Origin of the sequence: Mycobacterium sp. Aquia_213 (genome assembly GCF_026625985.1) — a bacterium.
Taxonomy (GTDB): Bacteria; Actinomycetota; Actinomycetes; order Mycobacteriales; family Mycobacteriaceae; genus Mycobacterium.
Genome location: NZ_CP113116.1, coordinates 4,054,776 through 4,067,418 on the forward strand (window position 1 = coordinate 4,054,776; position 12,643 = coordinate 4,067,418).

Annotated in this window: 11 protein-coding genes; 5 read left to right on the forward strand and 6 right to left on the reverse strand. The window is 67.0% G+C overall.

What is annotated here, in order from left to right:
• Positions 1 to 88: 88 nt before the first annotated feature.
• On the reverse strand, positions 89 to 1,207 hold the full coding sequence (locus tag LMQ14_RS18800; RefSeq protein ID WP_267731040.1) for an alpha/beta hydrolase: 1,119 nt from the start codon (positions 1,205 to 1,207) through the stop codon (positions 89 to 91).
• Here LMQ14_RS18800 and LMQ14_RS18805 point away from each other — a divergent pair.
• The 4 genes from LMQ14_RS18805 to LMQ14_RS18820 all read left to right on the forward strand — a co-directional run bounded on the left by LMQ14_RS18805 (position 1,206) and on the right by LMQ14_RS18820 (position 5,285).
• Complete coding sequence (locus LMQ14_RS18805) at positions 1,206 to 2,039, forward strand: aldo/keto reductase (RefSeq protein ID WP_267731041.1); 834 nt, start codon at positions 1,206 to 1,208, stop codon at positions 2,037 to 2,039. The genes LMQ14_RS18800 and LMQ14_RS18805 overlap by 2 nt on opposite strands.
• Entirely contained in the window at positions 2,040 to 2,891 is an 852-nt protein-coding gene (locus tag LMQ14_RS18810; protein WP_420714543.1) for an aldo/keto reductase, read from the forward strand. It abuts the gene before it with no gap.
• Between the two features lie 38 nt (positions 2,892 to 2,929).
• Positions 2,930 to 3,697, forward strand: coding sequence for a class I SAM-dependent methyltransferase (locus LMQ14_RS18815; RefSeq protein WP_267731042.1), 768 nt, complete (start codon positions 2,930 to 2,932; stop codon positions 3,695 to 3,697).
• Between the two features lie 334 nt (positions 3,698 to 4,031).
• Positions 4,032 to 5,285 (forward strand): HNH endonuclease signature motif containing protein, encoded by a 1,254-nt coding sequence (locus LMQ14_RS18820; protein ID WP_267731043.1) that lies wholly within the window; start codon positions 4,032 to 4,034, stop codon positions 5,283 to 5,285.
• Between the two features lie 577 nt (positions 5,286 to 5,862).
• Here the strand turns inward: LMQ14_RS18820 and LMQ14_RS18825 are convergent.
• From LMQ14_RS18825 to LMQ14_RS18835, 3 genes are read right to left on the reverse strand one after another with little or no spacing between them, the layout of a single operon-like run.
• Positions 5,863 to 6,573: an HNH endonuclease family protein gene (locus tag LMQ14_RS18825; RefSeq protein WP_267731044.1), complete on the reverse strand. Its 711-nt coding sequence runs from the start codon at positions 6,571 to 6,573 to the stop codon at positions 5,863 to 5,865.
• Complete coding sequence (recG, locus tag LMQ14_RS18830; protein ID WP_267735588.1) at positions 6,570 to 8,789, reverse strand: ATP-dependent DNA helicase RecG; 2,220 nt, start codon at positions 8,787 to 8,789, stop codon at positions 6,570 to 6,572. Before recG ends, LMQ14_RS18825 begins: the two co-directional genes overlap by 4 nt.
• Positions 8,790 to 8,791: 2 nt before the next feature.
• Positions 8,792 to 10,465: a DAK2 domain-containing protein gene (locus LMQ14_RS18835; RefSeq protein ID WP_267735589.1), complete on the reverse strand. Its 1,674-nt coding sequence runs from the start codon at positions 10,463 to 10,465 to the stop codon at positions 8,792 to 8,794.
• 180 nt (positions 10,466 to 10,645) lie between these two features.
• Here LMQ14_RS18835 and rpmB point away from each other — a divergent pair, with 180 nt between their 5' ends.
• Positions 10,646 to 10,840, forward strand: coding sequence for a 50S ribosomal protein L28 (gene rpmB / locus LMQ14_RS18840; RefSeq protein WP_267731045.1), 195 nt, complete (start codon positions 10,646 to 10,648; stop codon positions 10,838 to 10,840).
• Positions 10,841 to 10,849: 9 nt separating this feature from the next.
• Here rpmB and LMQ14_RS18845 read toward each other — a convergent pair whose 3' ends face one another.
• A complete protein-coding gene (locus tag LMQ14_RS18845) occupies positions 10,850 to 11,671 on the reverse strand; it encodes a mycofactocin-coupled SDR family oxidoreductase (protein ID WP_267731046.1) in 822 nt (273 codons plus the stop codon).
• Between the two features lie 2 nt (positions 11,672 to 11,673).
• The gene (locus LMQ14_RS18850; protein ID WP_267731047.1) at positions 11,674 to 12,564 is read right to left on the reverse strand and encodes an SDR family NAD(P)-dependent oxidoreductase; all 891 of its coding nucleotides are present in this window, start codon (positions 12,562 to 12,564) and stop codon (positions 11,674 to 11,676) included.
• Positions 12,565 to 12,643: the final 79 nt, after the last annotated feature.

The window sequence follows — 12,643 nt, forward strand, 5'->3', positions numbered from 1 at the left end:
TGATCCTTCTGTGTTTGGGTCGGCTTGCGGGCGTGTCCGTAAGTCGGAGACAGCGCTTCTAGATTACCGGCGAGCGCAGTTGAGCAAATCAGGCCCGGCTCAGGTGAGCGCGCAGAGCAGAAATCAGATCGCTGGTGGCCGCCGCGCTACCGCCCCCAAGCTGAAACAGGCTGGCGAAACCGTGCGTCAGCGAACCCAGCCGCCGCAGATCCACCGCGGTGCCCGCGTCCTGCAGCGCCGTCGCGTAGCGCTCGCCTTCGTCGCGCAACGGGTCGAATCCCGCGACGGCGATCAGCGCGGGTGCCAGCCCGGACAACGACTCGGCGAACAGCGGCGAGACGCGCGGGTCCGTCGCATCAATGCCGGTACCGCGCAGGTACTGAGCGTTGAACCAGTCGATGTCCCGCTTGGTCAGCAAGAAACCGCGGGCAAACAGGCTCAGTGACCGGGTCTGCGCGCTGAAGTCGGTCCGCGGGTAGATCAGCCACTGCAGCAGCGGGGCCGGGCCACCCTCGTCGCGCGTTAGCAGGCAGACGAGGGTGGCCAGGTTGCCGCCCGCGCTGTCTCCGCCGACCGCGACACGCCCGGGGGTCGCGCCGAGTTCGGCGGCATGCTCGTGGGCCCACTTGAACGCCGCATAGGCGTCGTCGATCGCGGCCGGCGCCGGATGCTCGGGCGCCAGCCGGTAGTCGATCGACAACACGTGGACACCGGCGTCACGGCAGGTCAACCGGCACAGCGCGTCGGCGGTGTCCAGGTCGCCGAGCACCCAGCCCCCGCCGTGATAGAAGACCAGCAAGTCCGAGGCCGCCCCGCTGGCCGGGCGGTAGTGTCGCGCTCCGATCTCGCCGGCCGGTCCGGGAATTGTCAGGTCGTCGACCATCACGTGAATCTGGGGCCCGGGCAGCGACAGCAGCGACTGACGCATCAGCGCGCGAGAGGCCACCGGGTCGCCGTTGACGGCCAATCCGTCGATACCGCCAAGGCGCAGACCAGACAGCATCAGCTGCAGGGTGGGATCGAGCGTGTTGCCGTCGATGATGATCGACCGGCCGCCGAACATCACCCGCTTCGCCGGAGTAGGAATCCACGGAATGGCCTTGACGCCAACGTTGGTGACAACGTCCTGCCTGAGACCGGACCAGCGAGTCGATGCGCGCTTGGTCTCCAAATGCAGGTCCGGTGCGCCTGGCAGACTCTGTGTCATGGCAGCCCCCTTGGTCACACTCAATGACGGTCATGCGATCCCCGCCGTCGGGTTCGGAGTCTTCCAGGTCCCTCCGGCGGAGACCGAGCAGGCGGTGAGTACAGCGCTGCAAGCCGGGTACCGGCATATCGACACCGCCGCCGCCTACCGCAATGAACGGGAAACCGGGCGCGCGATCGCCGATTCCGACGTGCCGCGCGATCAACTCTACGTGGTGACCAAACTGTGGAACTCCGAGCAGGGCTACGACAGCACGTTGACGGCCTTCGACGCCAGCATGGACCGGCTTGGCCTCGACTACCTCGACCTCTACCTCGTTCATTGGCCGATGCCGGCGCTGGGAAAGTTTGTCGAAACCTTCAAGGCATTCGCCCACCTGCGCGACCAGGGCCGGATCCGCTCCATCGGAGTCAGCAATTTCGAGCCCGAGCATCTGATGGTTCTGATCGATGCCACCGGCATCGTTCCCGCGGTCAATCAGATCGAGCTGCACCCTCGTTTTCCCCAGACGGAATTGCGAAAAGTGCACGCCCAGCGCGGAATCGCGACCGAGGCGTGGGCGCCGCTGGGGCAAGGTGCGCTGCTGACACATCCGACCGTCACGGCCGTCGCCGAAGGATCTGGGCGGACACCCGCCCAGGTGTTGATCAGATGGCATATTCAGCTCGGTAATATCGTGATCCCCAAGTCGGTCAACCCCGCACGGATTGCGAGCAACTTCGACGTGTTCGATTTCGAACTCACCGCCAACGAAATGGCGACGATTTCCTCGCTGGACGACGGAACTCGGCTTGGTCCTGATCCACGAACCTTCAGTTTCACAGGTAGGTGAATGACGTTGACTGGCGACGCGGGCCTCGCCGTGCCCTCGATCTCTCTCAATGACGAAAATACGATGCCGGTGCTTGGCCTCGGCGTCGCGGATTTGTCGGAGGACGAGACCGAACGTGCCGTCTCGGCGGCACTGGAACTCGGCTGCCGACTGATCGACACCGCGACGGCGTACGGCAATGAAGCCGCGGTCGGTCGCGCGATTGCCGCGTCCGGGATTCCCCGTGCGGAGCTGTTCGTCACGACCAAACTGGCCACCGCCGACCAGGGCCTCAAGGGCGCGCAGGATGCCTGCGACGCCAGCCTGGAACGACTGGGCCTGGACTACCTCGACCTGTATCTGATTCATTGGCCGGCCGCCTCGCACGGCAAGTATGTGGACTCCTTCGGCGGGCTGCTCCAGCTCCGCTCGACCGGACACACCCGCTCGATCGGTGTCGCCAACTTCACCGAGGAATACCTGGAGATGGTGATCGACCTGGTGTTCACGACGCCGGCGGTCAATCAGATCGAGTTGCACCCGCTGCTCAATCAGGCCGACATGCGCAAGACGAACGCGCAGCACAACGTCGTCACGCAGTCCTACACACCGCTGGCGCTGGGCAAGTTGGACGACAACCCGACCGTGAACTCCGTCGCGGGCGAGTACGGCAAGACGGCCTCGCAGGTATTGCTGCGGTGGAACCTGCAACTGGGCAACGCGGTCGTCTTCCGCTCGGCCAATCCCGAGCACATCGCCACCGACTTCGACGTGTTCGATTTCGAATTGGCGGCCGAGCACGTGGACGCGATCAACGCGCTCAATGACGGAACTCGGTTGCGCCCGGACCCAGAGACCTACGAAGGCGCGTAGGAAGCCGCACGGCCGATCACACGCCCCCTGACGGCCAGGTGCGGTACGACCGGACCGGGCGCAGCTATTCGCGCACTCGACGTCCCGACCCACGCGTCGCCGCGGTGATCGACGAGGCGCTGCTCGAGATGACGACAGTCGCGAATGTCGGCGCCGGCACCGGATCCTACGAACCGGCGCAGACCGTGGTCGCGGTGGAACCCAGCCGGGTGATGATCGCGCAGCGGCCGCCGGGCTCCGCGCCCGCCATTCGGGCCGTCGCCGAGCGGCTGCCGATTCGCTCGAACGCCGTGGACGCCGCGCTTGCCGTGCTGACCGTCCACCATTGGGCCGACCTCGCCAACGGCATCGCCGAGATGCGGCGTATCGCGCGCCGACGCCTTGTCGTCTTCACCTGGGACCACGACGTGATTAGACGATTTTGGCTATTGAGCGAATATCTGCCCGCGGCCGCGCAGACCGACGCCGAGCTGGCCGTCCCGATCACGAAACTGGTTTCCCTGCTGGGCGATCCGCGGATCATCCCGGTACCCGTCCCGCACGATTGCGTGGATGGCTTCGGCGGCGCCTATTGGCGCCGACCGCACGCCTACCTCGATCCGGCCGTTCAGGCGGGCATGTCTCTGTTTGCCCTTACATCGGAAGCGGCTCTGCAGCAAGGTCTTTCACGGCTGCGCGTGGACCTCGGCAGCGGCTCATGGGATCGCCAACACCAGGATCTGCTGGACGCCGACCAGCTGGACCTCGGCTACCGGCTGCTCGTCGCCGAGGTTGCCGAAACGCCACCGACTGTGAATGCGAGCTAGAAACCACCGAGCGGCGTGTCGCCGTCCGGCAGGAGGCCTTCACCGCCAAGTACGGCGTCGCCATGGGTGCCGGCAACGTGTGACTCCAGGGCCGTCACGTCGAGATCGAATTCTTCAACCGTATCCTGTTGTCATTCAACGACATACACCCGACTTGGCTCACGTTTCGGGGTTCACGGTGGTTGCGGCGGGTGGCCAACGTGCGCACCGTGAAGACCGCCCAAGGCGCATGACGGCGTGGCGCTGTCGCGCACCTGTTGGTAGTGGATGATGGTCGCTTCCGGCGTGGTTTGGGTGGCCGAGTTTTGTCGTACCCGGCTGCGATGATGGGGTCATGTCTTCGACCGCATCGTCTTGCGCCGTTGTATCGCGTCCTGATGAGCGGCTTGAGGTGTTGTTTGACGAGTTGGCGGAGTTGACCGGTCAGCGTAATGCGATTGATGGGCGCATCGTGGAGATCGCCGCTGAGATAGATCGCGACGAGCTGTGTGGGGTCACCGGCGCGCGGTCGGTGGCGGCGTTGATGGGCTGGAAGACCGGCTCGTCGTCGGCAAACGCCCACACGATCGCCACGGTGGCGCGTCGGTGGGCGGAGTTTCCGCGGTGCGCGGCGGGTATGCGGGAGGGTCGGCTGTCGTTGGATCAGGTCGGGGTGATCGCGGCGCGGGCGGGCGGGGGCTCTGATGAGCATTATGCGGAGCTGGCGGCGGTGGCGACGGTCGGCCAGTTGCGTACCGCGGTGAAGCTGGAACCGCGACCCGAACACGATTCTGCCCGGCCAGGCCCGCGGGCCTCGATCACCCAGAGCTCTGATGAGGAGTTCACGTGGTGGCGGATCAAACTTGGGCACCTGGACGCGGCGAAGTTCGATGCGGCGTTGGCGTCTTATCGTGATGCGCTGATCGCCGAGTGGAAGCACGATCACGACACTGGCGACGGCGCCTGCGATCAGGTGCCGCCGGTGCCGGGCACTGTCGAGGCGTTTATGCACCTGGTGGAGACGGGGTGGGACGCCGAGGCGGCCCGCCGCCCCCATGGGCAGCACACCACTGTGGTGGTGCACGTCGATGTGGACCAGCGTGCCGCCGCGCTGCATCTGGGTCCGCTGCTCACCGACGCCGAACGCCGATACCTGAGCTGTGATGCCACCTGTGAAGTCTGGTTCGAACGGGACGGCGAGGTCATCGGCGCCGGGCGCGCGACGCGGGTGATCAACCGGCGGCTTCGCCGCGCCCTCGAGCACCGCCACCGAACGTGCGCGGTTGCGGGCTGCGGCGCCACCCGCGGACTGCACGCACACCACATCCGCCACTGGGAAGACGGCGGCCCCACCGAGTTGGCCAACCTGGTACTGGTCTGCCCGTATCACCATCGGCTGCACCACCGCGGCGTCATCACCATCACCCGAACCGCAGACGATCTCATCGTCACCGACAACGCCGGCCGATTACTGAGCCCGGGATCGCTGGCGCGCCCACCAACGCAACCCCCGCCCGACGTCCCACCATGCCCCGGGCCCACCGGCGAACGCGCCAACTGGTGGTGGTACCAACCGTTCCAACCGCGACCGTCACCAACAACCAACTAGGCTCGTTGCCGGCCCAAGCACCAGCACCGGTTCGAAGCCCAAACAGGTTGGGGCATCAAGAAATTCGTTCCCGATACGCGCAGCCGGCCCGCCACGCCGACGACCTGACCCGCACCGCCGGCCCGCAACCCGACAACCTCCGCAAACCCTCACCGCGATCCGCGCCTCGAGAAGCCAACTTGAGCTAAGTCGGGTCGAGATCGAATCCCTCAACGGTATCCTGTTGTCATTCAACGACATAACAGACCGTGCCGGCCGCGGCGCCGGTGTCACCGACCAACCGCGCAGGAATGATCGACAATGCCTCAACATCTTCGCGAGACCGCTTGCAAGAGAACGAACTAGACGGCGCACCCTCTGACCCAAGCCGAGCCGGTTGGCGCTGTGCGACGAGACGAACAAGAACTGGGCCGATGACAAACGGGAGTGAAGACGAACGTAGTCAAGCCACCTGATGATGCGAAACGCGCTGCCCGGTGGGTTATTAGGTGGCAGCGTAGGTGGGGCCAGTCTTTCCCGGAAACAGCTTCACGATCCCTGGAGGACCGCGCTGCGCCAGGCCAAACGAACGGCGCTTTCAACTCTTAGGACACGTTTCAGCGGCCTGACGAAGCGCACCCGCGGACGCCTGATCCACCGGCAGCTGGTAACCACGCAACACCGCGATGAACTGCATCGCGTACTGACAGGCGAACGCGCGGTTGGGCGGCATCCATTGACCCGGCGGCAGGTCGCCCTTGTCCTGATTGGCCTGACCCTGGACTGCCAGCAGGTTGGCCGGGTCGTTGGCGAAGCGCAGCCGCTCGGGATCCGGCCAGCCGAAAGCTCCCATGTCCCAGGCATAGGCAAGCGGGACGATGTGGTCGATCTGCACCGACTCGCCGACCTTCGCGCCGCGCTGGAAGGCGATCGTGGTGTTGGTATACGGGTCGTGCAGGGTACCGGTGGCCACGGCAGTGGGGCACCGCTTGACGGCCACGTAGGTCTTGTCGACGAGATCTCGGTCGAGGATGTCGTCGCGGGTGTCGCATCCGTTGCGCCCGCCCGGGGCGTCGTTGTTGTCGTCCCAGGAGTCGCCGAAGGCCGCCCGGCGGTAGTCGTAGTGGTGCACCCTCAGCGGCGCTACCGCAATGCCGGCCAGCACATCGGCTCCCGGCGCCACCGTGGGCACATCGGCGCGCGCGGCGACCTCCGCGTGCCTGGCCGACGTCGACCCCAGCGTTTGATAAGCGACCAGCACCGCGAGCGCCGCGGCCGCCGACAACCAGAGCAGCATTTTGCGGTTCACGACTTGTCCAGGTATTCGATGCGGTCGGTGTCGGTGAATTGTGCTGCCAGCGAAGCCAATCCAGGGTTTTGGGGGTTGTCCTGATACACCCGGGTGCAGAATTCTCGGGCCGCTTCGATGAACGCCAGGTGGTCGGCCAGTGACAGCAGCCGCAGGGTGATCGCCCGGCCGGACTGGTTGCGGCCCAGCACATCTCCCTCCCGGCGCTCTTTGAGATCCAGCTCGGAAAGCGCGAAACCGTCCAGTGTTCCGGCCACCGCATTAAGCCGCCGGCCGGCCGGCGATCCCGGCGAGCTCCAGCTGGCCAGCAGGCACAGGCTCGGATGCTGGCCGCGGCCGATGCGGCCACGCAGCTGATGCAATTGGCTGATGCCGAACCGGTCGGCGTCCATCACCAGCATCACCGTGGCATTGGGGACGTCGACGCCGACCTCAATGACGGTGGTGCACACCAGCACGTCGGTCTCACCGGCGCGAAAGGCGGTCATCGCCGCATCCTTCTCGTCGGCGGGCAACCGTCCGTGCATCAGTCCCAGCCGCAGGTTCGCCAGCTCACCGGAACGCAGCCTTTCGAAAAGCCCCACGGCGGTCTCCGTCGGTCGCGCGTCGTCCTCCCCCTTCTCCGCCTCCTCGCTCTCATCGATGCGGGGCGCCACCACGTAGGCCTGCCGGCCGGCCGCGACCTCCTCGCGGATGCGCCCCCAGGCCCGGTCCAGCCAGGCCGGTTTGTCCTTGACGAAAATGACGTTGCTGGTGATGGGCTGGCGGCCGCGGGGCAGCTCGCGCAGTGTCGAGGTTTCCAGGTCGCCGTAGACGGTGAGCGCGACGGTGCGGGGGATCGGCGTTGCCGTCATCACCAGCAGGTGTGGCGTAATGCCTTCGGGGGCCTTGGCGCGCAACCGATCTCGTTGCTCCACGCCGAATCGGTGTTGCTCGTCGACCACCACCATGCCCAGGTTGTGAAACTCCACTACATCCTGCAGCAGGGCGTGCGTGCCGATCACGATACCGACCTGGCCGCCGGCGATCTCACGGCGTACTTGGTTCTTCTGCACGGTCGACATCGATCCGGTCAGCAGCGCGGCGCGGGTCGCATTGTCGGCCCCGCCCAGCTGGCCGGCCATCGCCAGCGGACCGAGCACGTCGTTGATCGACCGCAGATGTTGTGCGGCAAGGACTTCCGTCGGTGCTAGCAGCGCGCACTGGTAGCCCGCATCGACCATCTGCAGCATCGCCAGCACCGCGATGATCGTCTTGCCCGAACCGACCTCGCCCTGCAGCATCCGGTTCATCGGACGACTGGCCGCCAGCCCCTCGGACAGCACGTCGAGCGTTTCGCGCTGCCCCGCCGTGAGCTCGAAGGGCAAGCGTCCCAACAGTTCCGCAGCCAAACCGTCCGACTGCCGCGGCGCCGGTGGTCCCGATTGCGACAGCTCGCCGTGCCGCCGTGTTACCAGCGCCCACTGCAGGCCGACGGCTTCGTCGAAGGTCAATCGCTCACGCGCACGGCGGCGCTGCCCCTCGTCCTCGGCCAGATGGATCGCGCGCAGCGCCTCGTCTTCGGGCATCAGCTCGTGTTCGGCGATCAGCTCCTCGGGCAGCGGATCGGTCACCGGATCGAGCACCTCGAGCACCTGGCGCACGCACGCGAAGATGTCCCAGCTCTGCAGCTTGGTGCTGGCCGGATAGATCGGGAAGAACCGGCGTTCGAACGCCGACATCAACAGCTCGCCGCTGACGGCCTGCGAGGTGTCGGCGATGGTTTTGAGCGACTTGCTGCCGCGGTTACGTCCGGTCGGCGAGTCGAGGATCAGAAAGTCCGGGTGCGTCAGCTGCATGACGTTTCTGAAGTAGCCGACTTCCCCGGACAGCATCACCCGCGTGTCCTTGGTGAGGTCCTTGCTGAGGTAGTCGGCGTTGAAGAACGTCGCGGTCACCTTGCTACGGCCGGACCCCACGGTGATACGCAGGCATTTGCGCCTCGGGTTCTTCTTCATCGGGAACGAGTGAGTGTCGGTGATGGTGTCGACGAGGGTGATGTGCTGGCCCTCTTCGGGCCGCTCATCGTCGGCATCCCATTTCGCGGCGCCCTCGGTGTAGCTGCGCGGGTAGTGGCGCAGCAGGTCGTCGACGGTCCGGATGCCGAACACCTCGTCGAGGGGGCCCGCGGCTTTGGCGCCCAGCACGTAGTCCAGGCGAGTGCTCAGCGACACCACGGTCACTCGACGCCGATCAGCAAGGCGTCGCCGCGATGGCCGGTGCGGTAGATCACCAGCTCGGTGCCCGGATGATGGTCGTGCACGTGCTGGTGCAGCGTGTTGGTCACCGCGGCGTCGTCGATGCCGGTACCGACCAGCACGGTCACCAGGTCACCGCCGGAGGCCAGCAGCAGATCGAGCAGGCCGATCGCCGCCCCGGCCGCATCGGCGGCCACGATCAGCACCTCGTCGCCCGCGATGCCCAGGCCGTCGCCCGGCTGACATCGTCCCGCCCAGGTCAGCGCGCTCTCGGTGGCGATGCGCACCGATCCGTACCGGGCACCGCCCGCGGCGCGGGCCATGGTGTAGCCGTCGTCGACCGCCTGCCGGTCCGTTTCGTGCACGGCCAGCGCGGCCAGCCCCTGCACCATGGACCCGGTCGGTATCGGCACCACGTCGATGCCCCAGCCGATGGCCGCGGTGCAGCCGGCGACCAACTCCTCGGCGGCCACATAGCCATTCGGCAGCACCATCACCTGTGCGGCACCGGCGTCGACGACGGCCCGCATCAGCTGGTGCGCGCTGATACCCGTGGTCGGGTCGCCCGCCTCGGGCGCGGGTTGCAGCACGTGGGCGCCCTCCCCGGCGAACAGCTCGGCGGCGCCGTCTCCGTCGACGACGGCCAGCACCGCCCGTTCCCTGGTCCAGCCGCCCGCGGGCAGCCCGATGCCCCCCGAGCTCAGCGCGGAGATCACGATCCGGCTCAGCCGTCCGGCCGCGAGGCCCGCTTCGACCGCGGCGCCGGCGTCGTCGGTGTGCACGTGGACCGAGTAGGTGGCTTGGTTGGTAAACGGCGCGGCAGCGATGGCTACCGAATCACCCAGGTTCGTCAGCCGGTCCCGCAGGGAATTCGCGGCCGGCGGATTACACCCGTCCAGCCGGTACATGACCTCGAACTGCGGTGTTGGCCGTTCGGGAGGGCCCGCCGTGGGCTCGATGCGCGGCGAGAGCTCATAGACCGTGCGGGCGGGCGCCGGTCCGCCGACCGTCGAACGCAGCGCGTCGAGCAGGACCAGCAACCCCCGCCCGCCGGCATCCACGGCGCCGGCGTCGGCCAGCACGTCGAGCTGTTCAGGGGTCTTTTCCAGCGCGACCACCGCCGCGTCGCCGGCCGCGGTGATCGCCGAGGCCAGCCCGTCGTTCGCGCACTTCTCGACGGCGTCGGCGGCGGCCCGCAGCACCGAGACGATGGTGCCGGGAATCTCCTGCCCACCCATCGAGGTGATGACCAGCTCGACGCCGCGCTGCAACGCCGCCCCGAGCAGCACGGCGTCCAGGTGCGGCAGTTCACCGCCGGATTCGGCGGCCGCGGTCGCGGTGACGTCGGCGATACCGCGCAGGATCTGCGACAGGATCACCCCGGAGTTGCCGCGGGCCCCGTTGAGCGCGCCCACCGACAGCGCCGATGCGGCCCGGGCGACGCAACCGGGGCCGCCGTCCGCGCCGACGCCCGCGTTGGCCTCGGCCAGTGCGGAACGCATCGTGAACAGCATGTTTGCGCCGGTATCGGAGTCGGCGACCGGGAACACATTGAGGCGGTTGATCTCGTCGATGTGAGTGATCAGGTCGCTGACGGCGGTGTGCGCCCAATCCCGCAGGGCCGGTGCGTCGAGCAGACGATCCGAACTGCCCACTGTCACCCACCTCCTCCGCCGACCGGCCTATTGAGCCTAGCCAGCGGCCGCGACAGCTTCAGAGGTAAGCCAACCGTCTGTGTGGATCGTTTTGGTGGTTGCCCACCACAGTCGGTATCCTGGGCTGTCGCGGCGCGATCTATCCGTGCCGGACCCCCGAACATTTGAGGAGCTGGAACGATGGCCGCTGTGTGCGAAATCTGCGGGAAAGGCCCCGGCTTCGGCAAGTCGGTGTCGCACTCCCACCGGCGCACCAGCCGGCGCTGGGACCCGAACGTCCAGACGGTGCACGTCGTGGCGCGTCCCGGCGGCAACAAGAAGCGACTCAGCGTGTGCGCGTCCTGCATCAAGGCCGGCAAGGTCCTACGCGGCTAGGCGCCGCGCCTACATGACGATGTGCCCGGCGTCGACGGGTATCGACACGCCGGTCACGTAGCGCGCCCGGGGACCGACCAGCCACAGCACCGCCTCCGTCACGTCTTGCGGCTCGACCAGCGGTACGTCGGGCAGCAGCATCTGCGCAACGGCCGGGTTCGGATTCTCCAGCATCCGGTTCACCACGAAGTCGTTGAGGATCATCGGCGTCGAGACTCCGCTCGGGTGTACCGAGTTGACCCGAATCTTGTGCGGCGCATAGGCATTGGCGGCCGACCGCATCAGCCCCACCACGCCGTGCTTGGACGCGGCGTAGGCGAACATCGCGGCGGTACCGTCGCCACCCCGTCCGGTCAGGCCCTGCGACGAGCTGACCAGCACGATCGAACCGCCCCGGCCCTTGCGGATGATCGACGGCACCGTCGCCAGCAGCGTGTGCCAGACGCCCTTCAGGTTGGTGTCGACGATCGAGTTGAACACCGGCTCGGAACGGGTCTCGGTGTCACCGATCGCCACCACCCCGGCGTTGGCGATGACGATGTCCACCTCGCCGAGATCGTCGATCCCGGCCCGCACCGCGGACTCCAACTGCGCCAGGTCACGGACGTCGGCGACGACGGACACCGCCTTGCGGCCCGCGGCTTCGACGAGTTTTACGGTCTCGTCGAGGTCCGATTTGGTGCCCAGCGGGTAGGGAATCGCGTCGATGTCGGCGCAGATGTCCACGGCGATGATGTCGGCACCCTGTTCGGCCAGCGCCACGGCGTGGCTGCGACCCTGGCCGCGCGCCGCGCCGGTGATGACGGCGACGCTGTTGTCGAGTTCGCCCATGCCTATACCTCCAGCCTTGTGCCGGTTTCTTGCTCGGCGAACGCCACCAGCAGGGCCGCCTCGTCGTAGTCGGACGCCAGCGGTGTGCGGCCGATCAGCGCCGGCTCGCCGCGCAGCCCGAACCTGCCGCTGACACCAACGAAGCTACCCGGCGGCACCGGTTCGCTGATGCAGTACAAGGTGGACGCCGCACCTTCATCGATGTCGTTGGCGAACCGGTCGGCCACCACCGTGACGGCCTTTTGCACCAACGACATCAGCGGCGCGTCCGAGACATTCGAGATGTTCGAGGCCACCCACCCCGGATGCGTGAGCTGGGTGACGATCGGCGATCCGGCGGCGCGCAGCCGGCGATCCAGCTCGAGGCCCCACAGCATGACCGCGAGCTTGGACAGTGCATACGACCCCAGCCTCGTCCACTTGCTTCGGCGCAGGTGCATGTCGTCGAGTCGCAGCGTGGCCGACTTGTGCGCGTCGGAGCCGACGTTGATGATCTGCGAGCGCACCCGGGGCAGCAACAGATTGGTCAACGCGAACGGTCCGAGCAGGTTGGTGCCCAGCGTCATCTCGAAGCCGTCGACGGTTTCTTTGCGGCGGTCGGTGAGCGTGCCGGCGTTGTTGATCAGGATGTCGATTTCCCCGTCGACCTGATCGGCGAAAGCACGCACCGACGACAGGTCCGCGAGATCGAGCTTGATCACCGACGTCGAGCCGTTCATCTCGGCGGCTCGTTGCTTCCCCAGGTCGGTGTTGCGCACCGCCAGGATCACCTGGGCGCCGGCTTTGGCCAGCGCGTGCGCGGTGCCCAGCCCGACCCCGTTGGTTGCTCCGGTCACGATGACTCGCTTGCCGGTCAAGTTGCCGAGGCGGCTCGGCGTCCAAGGTAACGTCACGGCGACTAAGAGTAATGGTCGGTTCTATGTAAGTTGGGTCAGTTCTGCCAACATGGTCTGCAAACGGCACAGGAGTGGC